The following is a 19399-nucleotide window of genomic DNA, read 5'->3' on the forward strand; positions in this document are numbered from 1 at the left end:
CATGAGAAAATTGATACCCTTCCTTTTTTTCCTGACTTTTTCAATATGTTCCAAAGCCGAAGCCCAGGACATGAAATATGGTAAATACTCCCAAACAGAATTGGAACTGACCAAAGTTGATTTTGAACCAGATGCAGGATCGGTGGTTTTGGAAGAAAATTCCTTCAATCAATTTTTGGGCGCTATCCAACATTCCTCCATACACCGAAGAATAAAAATCTTAAAGGAAAGTGGCTTGGATGCCGCCAATGTCAGGATTTCATTTTATGCAGGTGATGGTATCCAAAACATCAGCAAGCTAAATGCCCAAACAGTGAGTTTCGAAAACGGCATCGAAAAAGTTACAAAACTGAGTAAAGATGATTTTTTTGAAGTGGATCTGGACGACAATTACAAAGAAGTCAGGTTTACTTTTAAGGATGTCAAAGTGGGCTCGATCATTGAATATTCCTACCTGAAGACGGACAAAGGGATCACTTTCCTGGACAACTGGGTATTCCATAATCCCATGCCAACTTTGAAATCAAGCTATACCATTGAGGTTCCCTCTTTTTTGAACTACAGGTTTTTGGCGCAGGGTGAGAAAACACAAAAATGCGATTACCGGACGAGCTATGATGGAACTTACCGTTGGACTGTGACCAACCTGAGTGCTATCAAATCCGAGCCAATGATGGCAAATTACCAGGATTACCTGGAGAAAATCGGATTTCAGCTTGCCGGCTACGCTTTTTCAAACTTACAGACCTATGGCGGTACATCGGGATTCAAGCAGACTTATACTTCTTGGCAGGAATTGACGGAAAGCATCAGTGAGTTTGAGCTTTTTGTTCACTACCTCAAACCAAACGCAGGAGAAAAAAGCCAGATTTTAACCTTTGTCCCAAAGGGAGATACAGAAACACAAAAGGCCAAGGACATATATAACCACGTCAAAGAAAAATACAGCTATAACGGAGAGTTTGGCCCATTTCCTTCCAAAAATCTGAGAGCAATGCTCGAATCCCGAAAAGGACAAAGGGCAGACATAAACCTGACTTTGCTTGCCTTCCTAAAGTCAAACGGATTGATGGCCTATCCGATGCTGATAAGCAGCAAAGGAAACGGAAGTTCCCAATTGGTGGATACTCCGTTCATTGACCAGTTTAACCAATTGATTGTCTACACCAAAGTGGATGACAAGGAATACTTTTTGGATGCGACTAATCCGGAAAGACCTTTTGGATACCTGCCGTTGAACCAACATGTGGCATATGGGTATATCATGAAAGAGAAGGACAGCGGTCTGATTCCCATATCACTTCCCCACAGATCAGGAATCGTTCAGATGGTCAATACCAAACTGGATGAAAACAACCAATTGGTCTCAGAATCTACCGTCAGATTTTCGGATTATGATGCTTTGACCAAAATGAACGGAAGCACTGTCGATGAGGTAGATACCTTGAAAAAGTACATCCTTGGGCCTTCTCCTGAAAACCTGTTGGAGTTCGGAGTTACAGAAAAGACAGATCCCCGAAAACAGCTTGAGGCAAAATTCAAAAATGCATTCACTGATTTTGATGCCGAGACCGCCTTTATTTCGCCTTTTTCATATACCCGTTGGTCGGAAAACCCATTCCAATCTGAATTCAGGACTTTTCCAGTAGACTTCCTTTATACTTTTTCAGACAATTATACTTCGATAATTGAGGTTCCAAAAGGCTATGAAGTCGATGATTATCCTGAAGACGCGAATATTACCATTCCTGGAGGCACTGCGATTTTTACCTATCAAGTTTCCCAATGGGAAGGTCAGATTAAAATTACCACCTCTTTAAATCTTAAATATCCGCTAGTTTCACCAACAGTATATTCCGAACTCAAGTATTTCATGGAATTAGTCACCACCAAACTCAAAGAACCTGTGGTCCTCAAAAAAACAGCAAATCCCTGACGGCCTCATGGTGTTTTAAAATGCGCAATTATTCTCCTTACTTTGCGAAACAATCCAACCTCAATGAGCAGCGCATCTACTCCTAAATATATCCACGGCTATCAGGAAGAAGAGCAGGAAAGGCTCAGGGAACAGGCTTTGGTGATCGAGAGGCCCATTTATGATTTCATTGATTTTTCGGAGGTAAAAGAACTGCTCGAAATCGGCAGCGGCGTGGGGGCGCAGACAGAAATCTTACTCCGGAGATTTCCGCACCTTTCTATCACCGGAGTAGAATATGAATCCCGTCAGATAGCAAAAGCCAAGGAAAACATGGCCAAGGCAGGTTTTGGGGAACATCAGGTAAGGTTCATCCATCAGGATGCCAAAAACCTAAAGCTAAACCGACAATACGATGGGGCTTTTATCTGTTGGGTTTTGGAGCACATTCCCGATCCAATCGAAGTGCTCATCAGCATGAAACCATTTCTGAGGCCCGGAGCAAAAGTCTCCATCACAGAAGTTTTCAACAGCACTTTCTATACTTTTCCCGTCATCCCCGCCATTATGGATTATTGGAAAATATACAATGAGTACCAAGTCCACATTGGCGGCGATCCGCAGGTCGGGGCTAGGCTTGGTGATTTATTGTCCGAATCCGGTTACCGTGACATCAACCTCAGGAGTGGGGGTTTTCATCTTGACAGCCGTCATCCCGAAGAAAAGAGCACGGTTTTCAATTACTGGAAAAACCTGATGAACAGTGGCGCTCCGGCATTGCTCTCCGAAGGATTGGTCAACGAGATGCAGATCAAAGACATGATCGGGGCGATGGACCAATTAAGGGAGATGCCAAATTCAGTTTTTTATTATAGATTTATCCAAGCCACCGCTTTTGTATAAACCACATGAAATTCATCAAGAAAATCTTCCGATTCATTTTTAAAATTGCCCTTTGGTTTTTCATCATATCCATTGGTCTAACCCTTATTTATAGGTTTATCCCTGTTCCGGTGACACCATTGATGGTGATCCGACTTTGGGAACAGGCTTGGGACGAAAAGAAAGATGTCCGGTTATACAAAGATTGGGTTTCTATAGATAATATTTCCAAGCACATGCCTCAGGCAGTCTATGCGGCCGAAGACCAAAAATTCTTGGAACACAACGGCTTTGACTGGAAGGCAATGGAAGAAGCCTGGGAGAAAAACAAAAAAGGAAAGCGGATCAAAGGTGCCAGTACCATCAGTCAGCAAACGGCCAAAAACGTCTTCCTTTGGCCATCAAGAAACCTCGTCAGAAAAGGACTGGAAGCTTATTTTACATTTTTGATAGAATTGATTTGGTCCAAAGAGCGGATTATGGAAGTATATCTCAATGTGATCGAAATGGGTCCGGGGATTTATGGCATCGAAGCGGCCTCACAGACTTTCTATAACCGTCCGGCTTCCAAACTCACCCGTCAGCAGGCGGCCATGATTGCAGCTGTATTGCCCAATCCCATCCGGTGGTCACCGGCAAAACCAACCGGCTATATCCGTGGCAGGCAATCCTGGATCTTGCGACAGATGAATAACCTTGCCCCGATAGGGTTTGGGAGTTGAAATAAATCACATCAACTTCAACACCTCTTCGATATATTCACGGCTATTAGAAAGCCTTGGGACTTTGTTTTGGCCTCCCAATTTTCCTTTGGATTTGAGCCATTTTTCGAAAACGCCCTCAGGGACAAAATGGATTTTTGGCGCAATCAAGGCCAAGTCCTTGTACCGCTTGGCATCATAATCAGAATTGACTTCCCGTAGGGTGGCATCCAAGGTTTCAAGAAATTTTTTCTCATCTGAGGGTAACTGCCTGAATTCTATGATCCATTCATGGGCCGCTTTGCTTTTGGAATCTCCAAAATAAATTGGTGCTGCGGTGTAATTGGTAATGGTAGCATTGGTTGCTTCTGCCGCTGCTTGAATGGCCTTATCGGCATTTTCGACGATCACTTCTTCACCAAATGCATTGATAAAGTGCTTGGTCCTGCCGGAGATTTTGATTCGATAGGGCGAGGTATTGGTAAGCTTAACCGTATCACCGATGGCATACCGCCACAAACCCGCATTGGTAGTGATCAGCATCGCATAATTTTTACCAACCTCAACCTCAGATAGAGGAATTGCTTTTGGGGATTCATTGGTGATATCTTCCATAGGGATAAACTCATAAAAAATCCCATAATCCAACATCAACAAAAGTTCTTCGGACTCCTTTTGGTCCTGAATTCCAAAAAAGCCCTCTGAGGCATTGTAGATCTCCAGATACCGCATTTTGGGTGACGGGATCAATTCCCGGAATAGTTTGCGGTAAGGACCAAAAGCCACCGCCCCATGAAAAAACACTTCAAGATTTGGCCATACTTCTAGGATGTTTCTTGCATTTTTGAGTTCGAGGATTCGCTGAATCAAGACAATGGTCCAAGTTGGTACCCCGGCGATGCTGACTACGTTTTCATCCATTACCTCCTGTGCCATTCGCTCGATTTTGGATTCCCATTCACCCATCAAAGCGACATCAAGACTTGGCGTCCGTGCAAACTGTACCCACAGCGGAAGGTTGTGCATGATAACGGCCGAAATGTCTCCGACCTGACTTTCACTTTCGCCATTGAATGGATTTTTGGAAAGGCTTCCTCCTATACTCAGGCTTTTGCCTGTAAATAATTTACTGTCAGGATAATTGCCCACATACAGGGACAGCATGTCTTTTCCTCCTTTGAAATGGCAATCTTCCAGAGATTCTTCAGAAACAGGTATGTATTTGCTTCTGCTCGAGGTAGTCCCGGAGGATTTTGAAAACCAGATGATTTCCGAAGGCCAAAGGACGTTTTGCTTTCCTTTCATCGTCTTTTCGATGTAGGGAGTCATCTGCTCGTAACTGTGGACCGGAACCTGATTTGCAAAATCCCTGTAAGTACGGATTTTTGAAAACAAGTACTTTTTCCCAAATTCGGTGTCCTCTGCCTTTTCGATCAATTCAAAAAGGAGCTTTTCCTGTACTTCAATGGGGTTGGTTTTAAAATTTTCTATTTGACCTATCCTGTTCTTAAAAATCCAGGTCATAAAAGTATTGACGACTTCCATCAGTTAAAAACTTTGCGTTTGAGTACAAATTGCTGTCCTAAATACACCCTTCTGACCTGCTCATCAGCTGCCAATTCTTCGGCAGTTCCGGCCTTGAGCAATTTTCCTTCAAACATCAGGTAAGCCCTGTCTGTGATGGAAAGCGTCTCGTTGACATTGTGGTCTGTGATCAGAATACCGATATTTTTGGTCTTCAGCTTGGCTACGATGCCTTGGATTTCCTCCACAGCTATAGGATCCACGCCCGCAAACGGCTCATCCAACAACACAAACTTTGGATCCACTGCAAGAGCCCTTGCAATCTCCGTTCTTCTTCTTTCTCCTCCAGAAAGCACCATACCGAGATTTTTTCTGACATGGGTCAGGCTGAATTCCTCCAAGAGTGATTCCACTTTTTCCTTACGCTCCACCTTGGATTTGTTGGTCATCTCCAATACGGCCATGATGTTTTCTTCCACAGATAATTTTCTGAAAACAGATGCTTCCTGAGCAAGGTAACCAATACCCAATTTGGCTCTTTTGTACATCGGCAGCTTGGTGATATTTTGGTCTTCCAAAAAAATTTCCCCTTCATTGGGTTGGATCAAACCAACGATCATGTAAAAAGACGTTGTTTTTCCTGCACCGTTTGGCCCAAGCAATCCCACGATTTCTCCCTGTTGTACCTCCACTGAAATGTGGTTGACCACCCTTCGGCCTTTATATATTTTCACTAGGTTGTCTGCCCTCAGCTTCATCATCAATCAAATTTTATGTCTTTCACGTACAGTTGCAAGCTACTGTTATTTCTAAATGTATTTTCCCGGATCTCAAATGCTAAATCAAAACGCATTTTTCGGTTCAGCATCTTATACATGATCTCATCGGGATATATATTTTTGTCAGCCATTCCGAAAGCAATACATACAGGTCTTGTCTCCTGTCCGTCCTGAACTACATTGAATCTGAGGTGTTTGTCCTTGAGAATCCTCACATCTTCTGCATACACCTGATTGACGCAAAAAATCGGTTCAGGATTGCCCGGTCCAAATGGTGCCATCTGTTTCAAAATATTGAAAAACCTGTAATTGATCTGGTCTAAGAGGATCTCATCATCAACTTCCAAGACAGGTTTCATGTGAATTTCATTGATGCGGGCACTGACTACTTCCTCAAAGCGCTCCTGAAAAGCCGGTACATTGGCTACCGAAAGTGTCAATCCTGCAGCGTACTTATGGCCTCCAAACTGCTCCAAGAGATCACTGCATTCGCTGATGGCTTCGTAGATATCAAAGTCAAAAACCGAACGGGCACTTCCTGTTGCCTTGCTGTTGGACTCGGTGAGGATGATGGTAGGGCGGTAATACTTTTCTATACACCTTGACGCAACAATTCCGATTACACCTTTGTGCCAATCTTCTTTGAACAATACTGTGGTTTTTCTGTGCCTGATTTCCTCCATTCCATGGATCATCGTCAGCGCCTCCTTGGTAATGTTTTCATCAAAGTTTTTACGTGCAGCATTTACTGTATCCACGATTTCAGCCCTTGCGAGCGCATCTTCCAAATCATCCGAGATCAAAAGTTCGACAGATGCTTTGGCATGTTCCAACCTTCCGGAGGCATTGATTCTCGGTCCGATTTTAAATACAATATCCGAAATCTCTATTTCCTTTTCAATTTTACTTCGGAGGATCAACGCCTTCAATCCGGGTCTTGGGTTGTTGTTGATTTTCTCAATGCCATAATAAGTCAGAATTCTGTTTTCTCCTGTAATCGGGACAATATCTGCGGCGATGCTTACGGCGAGTAAATCCAGATAGGCCATAACCTTTGCCGGGTCATCGTTTCTATATGCAGAAAATGCCTGAACCAATTTAAAGCCGACACCACAACCGCTTAATTCTTTGTAAGGATATTCGCAGTCATTTCTTTTCGGGTCCAAAATCGCTACCGCAAGTGGCAAAATATCTCCGGGCGTATGGTGGTCGCAAATGATAAAATCAACTCCAAGCTCTTTGGCCAATGCTACCTTCTCAATCGCTTTGATCCCACAATCAAGAGAAACCACCAAACTGAAATTGTTCTCCGCTGCAAACCGCACGCCTTTTTCAGAAATACCATATCCTTCCTTGTATCTGTCAGGAATATAAAAGCTGACATGGGTATAAAACTGCTTCAAAAATCCATAAAACATGGCCACGGAAGTCGTCCCGTCTACATCATAATCCCCATAAACCAATATTTTTTCCTCTCTTTCGATGGCCATTGCCAACCTTTCCACCGCTTTGTCCATGTCCTTCATCAGGTATGGATCATGCAATTTGTCCGGATCAGGTCTGAAAAAATCTTTGGCTTTTTGGAAAGTATCCACGCCTCTGTTGACAAGCATATTTGCCAAAGTCTGGTTGAGGTTGATTTCTTTCCCCAGAGATTCCACGGCTTTAGGATCTGCTTTTTCTCTGATTATCCATTTATACTCCATTTGGCTAAATTACTAAAGTGTTTGCCTTTATTACCTTCGCCCCATCCAATTATTTAGTAAAATTAACACTTGGCAGTCTTTAAAAAGCAAAAAGCCCAATTCCTAAATCGGAATTGGGCTTCGTAAATAAAATTTATCATTAATTCATGGCTACCAATTTGACGTCCAAAGTAACGTCATCATAGATCAGCTTGTCAGCCAAATCTTCAAAATAACTTCCTGATCTGTATTTGATATCATATTTTGTCCTGTCAAAAGTGATGGTACCAGTTGCGGTGATTTTATTGCCAGCCACTTCAACTTTTGCAGGGAAAGTAACAGGAGCAGTGATGCCTTTGATAGTAAGGTCGCCGGTAATCTCATAGTCTTTGCCGTTTGAAGTTTTGGCCTGCTTGATCACAAAAGTCGATTTATTAAACTTTACAACTGAAAAAAAGTCATCTGATTTTAAGTGGTCTGTCAATCTTTTGTTGGAACCTGCATCGGTGATGTCCTCCACAGTCAGGGATGTCATGTCCATTTCAAAGGAACCACCGGTGATTTTTCCGTTTGCATAATCAAGCTTGGCATCAGTCAAAGGCACTTTACCGTAATGTTCTCCGGTTACTTTCTTCGCTTTCCAAGTGAGGGTACTTTCTGAAATACTTACTGTAGCCGGAACAGGGCTATCAACAAAAGTGATTACTGAAGCTAATAGGATAATGAATGAGGCAATGATTTTCATAATGTGTAATTGTTTTGGTTTGGAGTAAATTAAAAGAGAGGTTTTGAAAACCTCTCTTTTAGACTCATATGAAAGAAAAAAGTTTAATTCATTTGGATTAATTTAATCTACATAATTTTAATTGATGATTACGGCAGGAAGATTCTGTGCCTTGAATTTTTCATTGTACTGCTTGATGTCATTTTCTATCAAGTTTTTCAAATCCGATTTATATCTTTCCCATTCCTTATCCAAATCCACCAAACGCTGTTTTGAACCTGCTGTAAGCCTTGGATCATGCACATCTACTGTTGCCCTGAGGTCAAAGTATTGGGCATTTAACTGACTCGGAAAATTGATGACATCCTGGAAATTAGCCTGACGGGTTTCGACGAGCTTGGCTTCCCAATCCACCAACTTTTGGATCAAATCCTTACCGGCCTGATAGAGTGCTTTTGCATCTTCTTTATCTTCCAACAATGAATTATGGTGCTCTATCTGACTTTTAACTTTCCTCATGTCATTCACTGATTGGTGGATATCTGTGATGGATAAAGCGGCCATTTCAAGCAATGCCTGTTGTTCCTTCCAGTTTTGAGAGCTGATATTTTTGAGATTTGGATCCTGTACTACTTCGATTTCGGTTTCGGAAACAGCTCCATTATAGCTAAGCCTCGCCTTGTATTTTCCCGGAGCTACACGGTGTCCGCTGTAATCCCCATAGACAAAAGCATTGGGAATATCCAGTAGCGTTTCTCCTCTAAAATTCCATGCAAACCTGTTCAATCCTTTTTTGGCAGGGATGACCTGTTCGGGAGAAGGACCGCCGGAAAAAGGTTTGAAACTTTCATCCTTCATCGAAGAATAAGACCGGATGACTAAGCCCGAAGCGTCAAGGATTTCAAGTGTCACTTCCAAGGAATCTACTTTTTCCGGCAAATAATAATCCAAAATCACGCCTGTTGCAGGGTTTTGTCCGATTCCCGGAGGAAGGTCCATCCAAGAAGGAATGTATCCTTCGTACTTGTATGTCGGCTTTGGGGAATAAATTTTCAGTCCTAAGAAATTCCCTTTAGACTGCTGAAGGGCACTGAGGTCATCCAAAATCCAAAAAGCCCTTCCTGCTGTGGAGATGACCAAATCATTATCAGCAAAAGTCATATCGGTGATTGGAACCAAAGGAAGGTTCAATTGGAGTTTTTGCCAATTTGAGCCGCCATTGAAAGAAATATAAAAACCCCTTTCAGCTCCTCCATACAGAAGGTCCTTTACTTTTTTATCCTCTCTGATCACCTTAATAAAATCATCTTTGTCAACTCCCGTATCTATTTTTGTCCAGGTTTTTCCATAGTCAATAGTCTTGAAAGACATATTCGAAAAATCATTGAACTTGTACCGTGTAGCGGCTATGTACGCGGTTCCTTTATCATGTGGGGAAACTTCAATGGATTGGATCAGACTTTCGGGCAAACCGGAAGGGGTGATATTTTCCCAGGTTTTTCCGCCGTCCTTGGTGATATGGACCAGACCACAATCACTCCCTGTATAAATCACTCCTTTTTCATGGATAGATTCTATGACATAGCTTAAGGTATTGTAATTTTCTCCACCCGCACCTTCATTGGTAATCGGTGCTCCACCAGGTCCTTGTTTTGATTCCTCATTTCGGGTGAGGTCAGGGCTGATTTCTTCCCATGACATGCCTCCGTCAGTGGTTTTGAAAAGAACATTTCCTCCATGGTAAATGGTATTGTAATCATGTGGAGAAGCAATGACCGGCGCATTCCAATTGAAACGGAACCGCATATCCTTGGCATCATAGGCCAAAATATTGGAGGGATATTGTCTGATGTCTTTGGTATGTCCGTGTTGGGTATCCATCACGTCAATCAATCCCTGGTAACAACCTCCATATAGCAAAACAGGGTTATTTGGGTCAAAAGCAATGAAAGCAGATTCACAACCCGGGCCGATAAACCAATCCTTATCTGTCAGTCCGATGTAGTTGTTTCTGCTGGCGATGACCAAAGACGTGTTGTCCTGCTGTCCTGCATAAAGTTTATAAGGGAAACCTGCATCCACATTGACCCTATAAAACTGTGCAGAAGGCTGATTGTCCTGGGTAGACCAACTTTTGCCAGCATCATAAGTAATCTCCGCGCCACCATCATCACCCAAAATCATATTGGATGGGTTGTTTGGATTGATCCAAAGGTCATGCGTATCGATATGCCTGACCGCCACAACAGTGAAATTTTTGCCACCATCGATTGATTTGGTCAAGGGTGAATTCAGTACATAAACCACATCGGCATTGACCGGGTCAGCCTCCACTTCCATATAATACCAAGACCTTGAGGTCAGCAATTGATTGTTTGTCATATGTGCCCAAGTTTCGCCGCCATTATCCGAACGATAGACACCGGCAACTGATTTCTCAGCTTCCACAATGGCGAAAACCCTTTCTGAATTGGCTCTTGAGACACTTACCCCGATTTTCCCCATTTCTGCAGGAAGACCATTGTTGATTTTTGCCCATGTATCTCCACCATCTACAGATTTCCAGATCCCACAACCGGCCCCGCCACTTTGTACCTGCCAAGGAAGCCTTCGGTATTCCCACATTGCGGTATACAAAATCCTTGGGTTATTGAAATCCATACTTAGGGAAGAGGCTCCGGTGTTTTGGTCGACATACAGTACTTTGGTCCAAGAAGTACCTCCATCTGTACTTTTATAAATTCCCCTTTCCTCACTTGGGCCATGTGCTGCACCCTGCGCCGCTACAAATACAATATCAGGATTATCGGGATGGATGCTGATGTCTGAAATGTGCCTGGTCTTTTCCAGGCCCATGTTTTTCCAGGTTTTACCCCCATCGGTAGATTTATATACTCCATCGCCAAAAGAAGTCATCACTCCACGGATGGCATGTTCACCCATTCCAACATAGATCACATTGGGGTCTGATTCACTTACTGCGATTTCGCCCACAGAACCTGTTTTGAAAAAACCGTCTGACACATTGTGCCATGAAATACCGGCATTGTCTGTTTTCCAAAGACCACCACCTGTGTAGCCTACAAAAAACACCTGATCATTATTTGGCACTCCGGAGACGGCATTGGACCTGCCTCCTCTGAATGGTCCGATATTTCTCCATTTGAGTCCTTGGTACAATTCAGCATCAAACTGAGGAACAGATGCAGGGTTAGATTTTCCTCTTTGGGAAAAAGTAGGAAAAGACATGAAAAGTATCATGCCGAATAAAATCAGTTTTTTCATGCTAAAGGTTGATTGGTTTTTTTGAATTTGGTGAAAAAAATTTAGAAAATATAATGCAGAGATTGAATCTCAGAATATTTGAGAATCTAGACCTTCCTAAAACTATAAAGATACGGGGCTTTATGGCTTTTGCCGGTGTATAGTTTTTCATGCCTTTCAAGAATATCCAATCCGAGCATTTTTCTCTGAAAGGTAGTCCTTCGGAGTTTTTGGCCAAAAATGGCTTCATAGACTTGCTGCAATTCATTCATCGTAAACCGCTCCGGTAGTAAATTTCCGCCAATAAGCTTCCTTTCCAGATTTTCCCTCAAGGTCTGCAATGCTTTGGTCACGATCGCATTGTGATCCAAAATCAGTTTGGGTAGGCTGTCGATTTCGTACCAAGCAATCGAATCGGACAATTCATCAGGGGTGAGGATCACCTTTTCAAAATTGATCAAGGCAAAATAAGAGACTGAAATAAACCTGTCCAGCATCCAATGGTCCGGATCTAAAAAAAAACCGTTCGCTTCCAAGATTGTCTGCATCACCTCAGGTTTGAACCTTGCCATGTTTCCAAAAGTATAAAACTGCTCCAGGTAGATATTGTCCAGACCCGTTCTATCTTTCAGTCCGCGTTTTGCCGCCTCATCCAAGTCCTCCTCTTTCCTGACAAAACCTCCGGGCAAAGCCAGCCAGCCTGTATCATGGTATTCCATGAGCAGGATTTTCAACTTTCCTTTTGAGAAACCAAAAATAACCGAATCAAATGCGATATGGGGTAAAAAACCCTGCGTTTCAAGGACTGTCATGCTTTGGGGCGAATGAATCAAGCATCAAGTAAATAGGAAAAATGTTAACAAACAATTATTATTGTCTCAATATGTTACAATAGAACCAAATCCCAACCCAAAATGAAACATAGCCTATTCACTTTAGTTTTCCTTCTTATGACTTCATCTGCCATGTTTGCTCAGGGAAAAGACGCTTTTCCAGTACAGGCCACTATCAAAAACGGGATCATTGAAGGAGATTACAACACCAAGACCGGAATCCAAACCTACTTTGGAGTTCCATTTGCTAAACCTCCGGTAGGAGAATTGAGATGGAAAGCGCCACAACCATTGGAAAATTGGAGCGGAGTGAAGGTCACCAAAGAATTTGGTCCAAGACCTATGCAAAAACTCATTTGGGGTGATATGAATTCTAGGTCCAACGGCGTGAGTGAAGATTGTCTTTACCTGAATATATGGACTCCGACAACCAGGACGAGAAAAGATTTGCCGGTTTTGGTCTATTTCTTCGGAGGGGGATTCGTGGCAGGCGACGGTGCCGAACCGCGGTATGACGGTGAAAGCATGGCCAAAAAAGGCGTAGTCGTCGTGACAGTCAACTACCGACTCAACATCTTTGGCTTCCTTGCCCATCCTGAATTGAGTGCTGAAGCCCCATACAAAGCTTCAGGAAACTATGCCTTATTGGATCAGGCAATGGCCCTGAAATGGGTCAATGAAAATATTGCCGCTTTTGGAGGAGATCCAAAGAAAGTGACCATTGCAGGTGAATCTGCAGGCTCAATTGCAGTGAGTTACCAAATGGCCTCTCCATTGTCCCGAAATCTGATTGCGGGTGCCATAGGAGAAAGTGGATCAGGTGTTTCGGCTTTGGCCCCGACCACTTTGGCAGAAGCTGAAAAAATCGGAGTAGAATTCCTGCAGAAATTCGGGGTCAAAAGCATTGCCGAAATGAGAAAAATGCCCGCCCGCGATATTTATGAGATGTACAATGAATCAGGCAGGTTTGGATTCCCTGTTGTCCTTGATGGACATGTACTTCCAAAAAGCTTGGTTGAAATCTTCAATGCAAGAGAGCAGGCCCAGGTTCCTTTGCTTTTGGGCTGGAATACCCAGGAAAATCCTGCCGCAGCATTTATGCAGGGTTTACCTAATACCAAAGAAAATTTCATCACCAAAGTAAAGCAGGCTTATCCGAATGATTTTGAGGAAGTGTTGAAACTGTATCCGCATGAGACAGAAGAGCAGGTGGCTTACTCGGCCATGGATTTGGCAGGTGACAGGTTCATTTCTTACAGCACTTGGAAGTGGTTTGACCTTCACCGCAGCAACTCAGATCAACCTGTCTACCGATACCTGTATGCCAAACTGAGACCGCCGTTGGTGGATCAGACTTTGGAAACAGGCCTAGCAGGAGGGACTTCCAAAAGAGCAAACAATGCGCCTCCAAGACCAAAAGACCTCGGCGCACCACATGCCGCCGAAATCGAGTATGCCATGGGAAATCTTGACCGAATCAAAGAATTTGCCTGGACAGAAGATGATTATAAAACTTCAGAAACCATGCTGGAATTCTTCACCAACTTTGTCAAAACAGGTAATCCCAATGGAGAAGGACTACCCGAATGGCCGAAGGCATTGCCTAAAGATGACAATCCTCCTGTGATGGTGATCAATACAGAATCAAAAACTGTCAAAGCATCCAACGACGCCCGGTACAGGTTCCACGACCGGTTATTCAAAAACAACAAATAATTTTACTCCCTATTAAACCATAACCCCTTCTGGTAATTTCAGAAGGGGATTTTTTGCGCCAACTATGATTTTTTGAATGATTATATAAAACCTTCAAGGAATGATTTTTGAAGGAATTTAATCTGGTTAAAAAAAATCAAAGCACTCCCAACCCCGCGGCTGCCACGATGCCATCTTGAACAGAGGTCACTCCTGAAACCCCGATTGCCCCGATTACTACCCCATCCTTTATGATGGGAACTCCTCCCTCTGAAGCAAAAACATTCGGCATGGATAAAGGACGGTTATTTCCCTGTGTGACCTGATCTTCAAAAACCTTGGATGCTCTTTTGTAAAAAACAGCGGTCTTGGCTTTGGTCTGTGCCAAGTCAATGCTCCCCAGCTGAACCCCATCCATTCGTCTCAGCGTTATCAGGTGTCCGCCATCATCCAAAATCGCAATCACCACATTCCAGTTTTCCTGCTTTGCTTTGGCTTCGGCTGCGTCAGCCATCCGCATTGCTTCTTCTAGGGTAAGTACTGGTTTATGGGTTCCTTGGGCAAAAGCAAAAACAGGAAGGAGGAATAAAACGGTTAATAAGAGCATTTTCATAGTGTTTTGGATTATGTGAAAAATCGGATTCCCTTCTAATTTAAGGATTTTTTTGAACGATAGTCCAAAAATGGCTAAATTCAGGATGTTAAGATTTTTGACAACAACAATAAACCTTAAACCTATTAAATATGAAAAACTTCAACAGGAGGGATACCCTCAAAACCCTCACTCTTGTAACAGGAGCAAGTCTTTTTTCTCCATTTAGCTTAATTGCCTCGAGCAATTTTCAAAAGAAAGATAAACTTGGCGTTGCTTTGGTTGGCTTGGGATATTACAGTACTGATTTACTTGCACCGGGACTTCAGATTACCAAGCACTGCCACCTTGCCGGAATTGTAACAGGAACTCCCGCAAAAGCAGAAACCTGGAAAGCCAAATACAACATCCCGGACAAGAACATATACAACTATGAAAACATGTCGGGCATTGCCAATAATCCTGATATCGATGTGATCTATATTGTCCTTCCACCTTCGATGCACATGGAATATGTAGTCAAAGCTGCAGCCACGGGCAAACATGTATGGTGTGAAAAACCCATGGCCATGACCGTACAGGAATGTCAGACCATGATCGATGCCTGCAAAAAAAATAAAGTGAGCCTTTCGATCGGCTACCGTTGTCAACACGAACCAAACACACTTGCCTACCAAAAAATAGTAAAGGAACGTCAACTCGGTAAAGTACTTCAAGTGGACTGTGCTGCAGGATATAGAGAAGGAAGGACTGACCATTGGAAACAAAAAAAAGAAATGGGCGGAGGCGTGATCTATGACATGGGTGTCTATGCCATTCAGGGCGCACGATTGGGCAGCGGCATGGAACCTATTGCCATCAATGCGGCCAAGGTGTGGACCGAAAGACCAGAAATCTACAAGGATGGGTTGGGTGAGATAGTCGAAGCCCAATTGGAATTTCCCGGTGGTGTGATCGGCAATATCAAAACTTCCTTTGCTGAAAACACCAACTTCCTCAACATCAAATGCGAAAAAGGCTTGATCGAAATGGCACCGTTTTCGGCCTATTCAGGCAATAAAGGAAAAAGCCCAATAGGAGAGATCAACTCCCCTTACCAGGTGCCTTGGCAACAAGCCAACCAAATGGACATGGATTCCTTGGCCATCATGGGAGGCAAGCCAATGCCTGTTCCGGGCGAAGAAGGATTGAGAGATATCCGCATCGTCAATGCCATCCTCGAATCCGCCAAAACGGTGAAAAAGGTAATGATATAATCCCTGAAAAGTAAAATAATAAATACTTATAGCCGTATATCCTTTGGTCTTGGAGATTCAAAAAATGAAACTCCAAGACCAAATTTTTTTAATTAATTTTCAATAAAAAACTCATTTTCAACATGTTACTTTTTTGTTTAAAATTTGATTATTAGTTTTTTGACTAAAACGACTTTTTTTCAATCAAAAAAAATATCTTTGCCATGCTTATTTCACCCACCAATAGGATTCACCCAAGTATGAAAAAACAATTATTCTTTCTGATTGCTTTGAATTTAATTTTCATCGCAAATCTCTTCGCTCAAGAAGTATATGAGCCAGGATATTTTATTGACAACGAAGGAAAAAAATCTGATGTACTGATCCAAAACCTCGACTGGAAAAACAACCCTAAAGAATTTTCATTTAAAGCAAATCCTGCCTCCGGATCGGAAAAAAAAGAAATCAGTCAAGTTGCGGAATTTGGCATTGGAAGTACATTCAAGTTTGTCAGGGCTACAGTTCAATTAGATCAATCATCAAATTTAGATTCCTTTTTGTCTGCAAGCCGAAATCCGGAATTTGAAACAGAAACCTTATTTCTGAAGGTATTGGTAGAAGGAAAAGCGACGTTGTTTCAATACGAGGCAAAAAATTTAATCAGGTTCTTTTATACATTGGATGGATCTGACATCAAACCACTGGTCTATAAAAGGTATCAAACTCCTCAAGGAATTGCAGAGAACAAACTCTACATAAATGAGCTAAATACAAAATTGAATATCAGTGATTTCAATGAAGCGGATTTAGAAAAAATCCGTTACCAAACTAAATACCTTAGGGATTATTTTAAGACCTTTAATAATGCAAATTCTTCTGAGCAACTTGTATTTGAGCCGAATAAAAATCAAAAACATTTTCACTTATATGCTCGCGCAGGCACAATTTTTTCAAGTTTTTCAGTAGAAAAAGTATCTCCAAATCAAGTACTTTATCCATTTGAAAACCCTTTGGGATTTCATGCCGGAGTTCAGCTGGAGTATGTTTTACCATATAGACATAAATCCTGGGCTTTGCTTTTTGAAGTAAATTACCAAAAAACCACATCAAACGGGATCAAAAATCCAGAAACCCAAAATCTGGATTTTAAAGCAATGGAATTCCCATTAGGTGTAAGGTATTATTTCCTAAACCGAACATGGGGCAGACTTTACGCCAATTCCGCTTTTGTAATTACAAGAAATCTTGATTCATCCATACAGGTGGATAACTTTAATATTGAACTCACAAAAAATCACAGGTTTTTAAATTTTGGACTCGGATTTAGTGCCAATAGATTCCAAATAGAATATAGAAGGGATGTTCCCCGAAACTTGGATTACTTTTATCCAAATTGGAAAGCAATGATAAACAACAATTATCTCATGGTTGGATTCAGGCTATTTTAAGGGATCAAGATATCCTGCTCCAATTAATCGCGTGCTTCTTTTGGTTTTTGATCTGACGGAGTACCATGGCGTGATTGGGTAAACTCAGGTCGGGATCATCCTGCAAAAGTAATTGGGCCGCATCCCTTGCCATCGTCAGAATCGGGGCATCTTTGCTCAAATCAGCGATCAACAAATCCGCCAAGCCGCTCTGCTGTGTTCCCATCAAGTCTCCCGGTCCACGGAGCTTCAAGTCCACATCTGCAATTTCAAATCCATTGTTGGTCCTGACCATCGTCTCCAACCTGACCCTGCTGTCTTTTGACAATTCATATTTGGTCATCAAAATGCAGTAGGATTGGTCCGCACCCCGACCAACCCGGCCTCTTAACTGATGCAGCTGAGATAAACCAAAGCGCTCGGCATTCTCGACCACCATGACGGATGCATTGGGCACATTGACCCCGACTTCGATGACTGTGGTGGCCACCATGATTTTGGTTTCTCCTTTGACAAAGCGCTGCATTTCGAAGTCTTTGTCGGCAGGTTTCATGTTTCCGTTGACAATGCTGACAGGATATTCTGGAAATGCCCGGCTGATGCTTTCAAAACCATCCATCAGGTTTTTGAGATCCAATGTAGCCGACTCTTCGATCAGGGGATACACCACATAAATCTGCCTTCCCAATTGGATCTGCTTGCGCATGAATCCAAAAACCTTCAAGCGGTCCTTGTCATAGCGATGCACAGTCTGAATGGGTTTTCTTCCGGCAGGCATTTCATCAATCACCGAAATGTCCAGATCCCCATACAGCGTCATAGCCAAAGTCCTCGGAATCGGCGTGGCCGTCATTACCAAGACATGGGGGATAAATTGCTCGTTTTTGGCCCAAAGCTTGGCCCGCTGCGCGACTCCAAACCGGTGCTGCTCGTCCACAATCGCAAGACCGAGGTTTTTGAACTGGACCACATCCTCCAAGAGTGCATGGGTACCGATGATGATATGTAGGTCTCCCGAGAGCAAGGTTTCATGGATAATTTTTCTGACGGATTTCTTTGTCGAACCTGTAAGTATTGCGATGTTCAAACCCATCAGGTCAGCATATGCCTTCAAGCCTTCATGGTGTTGGTTTGCCAAAATTTCTGTTGGCGCCATCAGGCAAGCCTGCGCCCCGGAACTGATGGCAATGAGAATGCAGATAAAAGCCACCATGGTTTTGCCACTTCCTACATCTCCCTGGATCAAACGGTTCATCTGCTTTCCGGATTTCATATCAGCAAAGGCTTCCCTTACAACCCGTTTTTGTGCTTCTGTTAGTTGGAACGGCAGGTGTTCTTTATAGAATTTGGTCAGCAGCTCAGTCTGGTTCAAAATCTGACCCTTTGACTTTTCGGTTCTGGCAAGTTTCAACTTCAGCAACCTGAGCTGCACAAAGAAAAACTCTTCAAACTTCAGCCTGAACCTTGCTCTTTTGAGGATTTCCGGATTATCCGGAAAGTGGATTTGTTTGACGGCTTCTTTTTTGGAAATCAGGTTGAACCGCTGCAATACATCCTCCGGCATGGTTTCTTGGATTTGAGGATAGGCCACCTGAACCAATCCTTCCATGATTTTGGAAATCCCTTTGGAGTCAAGGAATTTGGCCCTGAGTTTTTCAGTCGTCGGATAGACCGGTTGGAAAAAACTCTTTTCCTCCTGCACGGCAGTCACAGGTTCCATCTCGGGATGGGCGATGCTGAATTTCCTTCCGTATTTATTGGGCTTACCAAAGAAGACAAAAGGAACACCAATGATAAGTTTTTTGACGACCCATTGGATTCCTTTGAACCAAGTGAGTTCCATTTCCCCTGTCTCATCAAAAATATGGGCAACAAGTCTTTTTCTGTTTCCTTCCCCGATCGTCTCAATTGATCGGATTTTGGCTACTACCTGTACATGCTCCAGGTCCTCGTTGATGTCTTTTATCTTAAAAAACTGCGTCCTGTCCTCGTAGCGAAAGGGATAATGTTGGATCAATTCCCCATAGGTAAATATGGACAGCTCTTTATTGAAGAGAACTGCTTTTTGGGGACCTACACCGCGGAGGTAATCTATTTTGGTATCAAAAAAGGAGGACAATTTGCATAACTTGGTTCAAATGCC

The 19399-nt window shown here is 42.8% G+C and carries 14 protein-coding genes; 6 read left to right on the forward strand and 8 right to left on the reverse strand.

Features of this window, described 5'->3' with window-relative positions:
* Position 1: 1 nt before the first annotated feature.
* From NK987_RS15110 to mtgA, 3 genes are all read left to right on the forward strand, one after another.
* Positions 2–1936 carry a DUF3857 domain-containing protein gene (locus NK987_RS15110; protein ID WP_259264521.1) on the forward strand — a complete coding sequence of 645 codons (1935 nt, stop codon included), beginning with the start codon at positions 2–4 and terminating at the stop codon, positions 1934–1936.
* Positions 1937–1999: 63 nt separating this feature from the next.
* Positions 2000–2818 (forward strand): class I SAM-dependent methyltransferase, encoded by an 819-nt coding sequence (locus NK987_RS15115; protein ID WP_259264522.1) that lies wholly within the window; start codon positions 2000–2002, stop codon positions 2816–2818.
* Positions 2819–2823: 5 nt separating this feature from the next.
* A complete protein-coding gene (mtgA, locus tag NK987_RS15120; protein ID WP_259264523.1) occupies positions 2824–3519 on the forward strand; it encodes a monofunctional biosynthetic peptidoglycan transglycosylase in 696 nt (231 codons plus the stop codon).
* Positions 3520–3525: 6 nt separating this feature from the next.
* On the opposite strand, the gene NK987_RS15125 is transcribed toward mtgA, so the two are convergent.
* The 6 genes from NK987_RS15125 to NK987_RS15150 form a co-directional block, all read right to left on the reverse strand.
* Positions 3526–5043 carry a GH3 auxin-responsive promoter family protein gene (locus NK987_RS15125; RefSeq protein WP_259264524.1) on the reverse strand — a complete coding sequence of 506 codons (1518 nt, stop codon included), beginning with the start codon at positions 5041–5043 and terminating at the stop codon, positions 3526–3528.
* Positions 5043–5780, reverse strand: a complete 738-nt coding sequence (gene lptB, locus NK987_RS15130; protein WP_258422489.1) for an LPS export ABC transporter ATP-binding protein — start codon at positions 5778–5780, stop codon at positions 5043–5045. Before lptB ends, NK987_RS15125 begins: the two co-directional genes overlap by 1 nt.
* Positions 5781–5782: 2 nt before the next feature.
* Positions 5783–7507: a single-stranded-DNA-specific exonuclease RecJ gene (gene recJ / locus NK987_RS15135; RefSeq protein ID WP_259264525.1), complete on the reverse strand. Its 1725-nt coding sequence runs from the start codon at positions 7505–7507 to the stop codon at positions 5783–5785.
* Positions 7508–7646: 139 nt separating this feature from the next.
* Positions 7647–8231 (reverse strand): YceI family protein, encoded by a 585-nt coding sequence (locus tag NK987_RS15140; protein ID WP_259264526.1) that lies wholly within the window; start codon positions 8229–8231, stop codon positions 7647–7649.
* Positions 8232–8348: 117 nt separating this feature from the next.
* Complete coding sequence (locus NK987_RS15145; protein ID WP_259264527.1) at positions 8349–11495, reverse strand: VPS10 domain-containing protein; 3147 nt, start codon at positions 11493–11495, stop codon at positions 8349–8351.
* Positions 11496–11581: 86 nt separating this feature from the next.
* Positions 11582–12286 carry an NUDIX hydrolase gene (locus tag NK987_RS15150; protein ID WP_259264528.1) on the reverse strand — a complete coding sequence of 235 codons (705 nt, stop codon included), beginning with the start codon at positions 12284–12286 and terminating at the stop codon, positions 11582–11584.
* A 102-nt stretch (positions 12287–12388) separates the two neighbouring features.
* On the opposite strand from NK987_RS15150, the gene NK987_RS15155 reads away from it, so the two are divergent.
* Positions 12389–14023 carry a carboxylesterase/lipase family protein gene (locus NK987_RS15155; RefSeq protein ID WP_259264529.1) on the forward strand — a complete coding sequence of 545 codons (1635 nt, stop codon included), beginning with the start codon at positions 12389–12391 and terminating at the stop codon, positions 14021–14023.
* A gap of 136 nt (positions 14024–14159) precedes the next feature.
* On the opposite strand, the gene NK987_RS15160 is transcribed toward NK987_RS15155, so the two are convergent.
* Positions 14160–14609 (reverse strand): GlcG/HbpS family heme-binding protein, encoded by a 450-nt coding sequence (locus NK987_RS15160; protein ID WP_338021204.1) that lies wholly within the window; start codon positions 14607–14609, stop codon positions 14160–14162.
* 137 nt (positions 14610–14746) lie between these two features.
* Here NK987_RS15160 and NK987_RS15165 point away from each other — a divergent pair, with 137 nt between their 5' ends.
* Together NK987_RS15165 and NK987_RS15170 are read left to right on the forward strand one after the other, a co-directional pair.
* Positions 14747–15850: a Gfo/Idh/MocA family protein gene (locus NK987_RS15165; RefSeq protein WP_259264531.1), complete on the forward strand. Its 1104-nt coding sequence runs from the start codon at positions 14747–14749 to the stop codon at positions 15848–15850.
* 239 nt (positions 15851–16089) lie between these two features.
* Entirely contained in the window at positions 16090–17277 is a 1188-nt protein-coding gene (locus NK987_RS15170; protein WP_259264532.1) for a hypothetical protein, read from the forward strand.
* A 4-nt stretch (positions 17278–17281) separates the two neighbouring features.
* On the opposite strand, the gene recG is transcribed toward NK987_RS15170, so the two are convergent.
* A complete protein-coding gene (gene recG, locus NK987_RS15175; RefSeq protein ID WP_259264533.1) occupies positions 17282–19375 on the reverse strand; it encodes an ATP-dependent DNA helicase RecG in 2094 nt (697 codons plus the stop codon).
* Positions 19376–19399: the final 24 nt, after the last annotated feature.

It is taken from the genome of Aquiflexum gelatinilyticum, from assembly GCF_024813435.1.
GTDB classification, from domain to species: domain Bacteria; phylum Bacteroidota; class Bacteroidia; order Cytophagales; family Cyclobacteriaceae; genus Cognataquiflexum; species Cognataquiflexum gelatinilyticum.

Excerpts from the sequence above, each read along its gene's own strand:
- NK987_RS15150 (WP_259264528.1), bottom strand. The coding sequence starts at position 12,286 with ATGACAGTCCTTGAAACGCAGGGTTTTTTACCCCATATCGCATTTGAT.
- mtgA (WP_259264523.1), top strand. The coding sequence starts at position 2,824 with ATGAAATTCATCAAGAAAATCTTCCGATTCATTTTTAAAATTGCCCTT.
- recJ (WP_259264525.1), bottom strand. The coding sequence starts at position 7,507 with ATGGAGTATAAATGGATAATCAGAGAAAAAGCAGATCCTAAAGCCGTG.
- NK987_RS15160 (WP_338021204.1), bottom strand. The coding sequence starts at position 14,609 with ATGCTCTTATTAACCGTTTTATTCCTCCTTCCTGTTTTTGCTTTTGCC.
- NK987_RS15145 (WP_259264527.1), bottom strand. The coding sequence starts at position 11,495 with ATGAAAAAACTGATTTTATTCGGCATGATACTTTTCATGTCTTTTCCT.
- lptB (WP_258422489.1), bottom strand. The coding sequence starts at position 5,780 with ATGAAGCTGAGGGCAGACAACCTAGTGAAAATATATAAAGGCCGAAGG.
- NK987_RS15125 (WP_259264524.1), bottom strand. The coding sequence starts at position 5,043 with ATGGAAGTCGTCAATACTTTTATGACCTGGATTTTTAAGAACAGGATA.
- NK987_RS15140 (WP_259264526.1), bottom strand. The coding sequence starts at position 8,231 with ATGAAAATCATTGCCTCATTCATTATCCTATTAGCTTCAGTAATCACT.
- NK987_RS15165 (WP_259264531.1), top strand. The coding sequence starts at position 14,747 with ATGAAAAACTTCAACAGGAGGGATACCCTCAAAACCCTCACTCTTGTA.
- NK987_RS15170 (WP_259264532.1), top strand. The coding sequence starts at position 16,090 with ATGAAAAAACAATTATTCTTTCTGATTGCTTTGAATTTAATTTTCATC.
- NK987_RS15115 (WP_259264522.1), top strand. The coding sequence starts at position 2,000 with ATGAGCAGCGCATCTACTCCTAAATATATCCACGGCTATCAGGAAGAA.
- NK987_RS15155 (WP_259264529.1), top strand. The coding sequence starts at position 12,389 with ATGAAACATAGCCTATTCACTTTAGTTTTCCTTCTTATGACTTCATCT.
- NK987_RS15110 (WP_259264521.1), top strand. The coding sequence starts at position 2 with ATGAGAAAATTGATACCCTTCCTTTTTTTCCTGACTTTTTCAATATGT.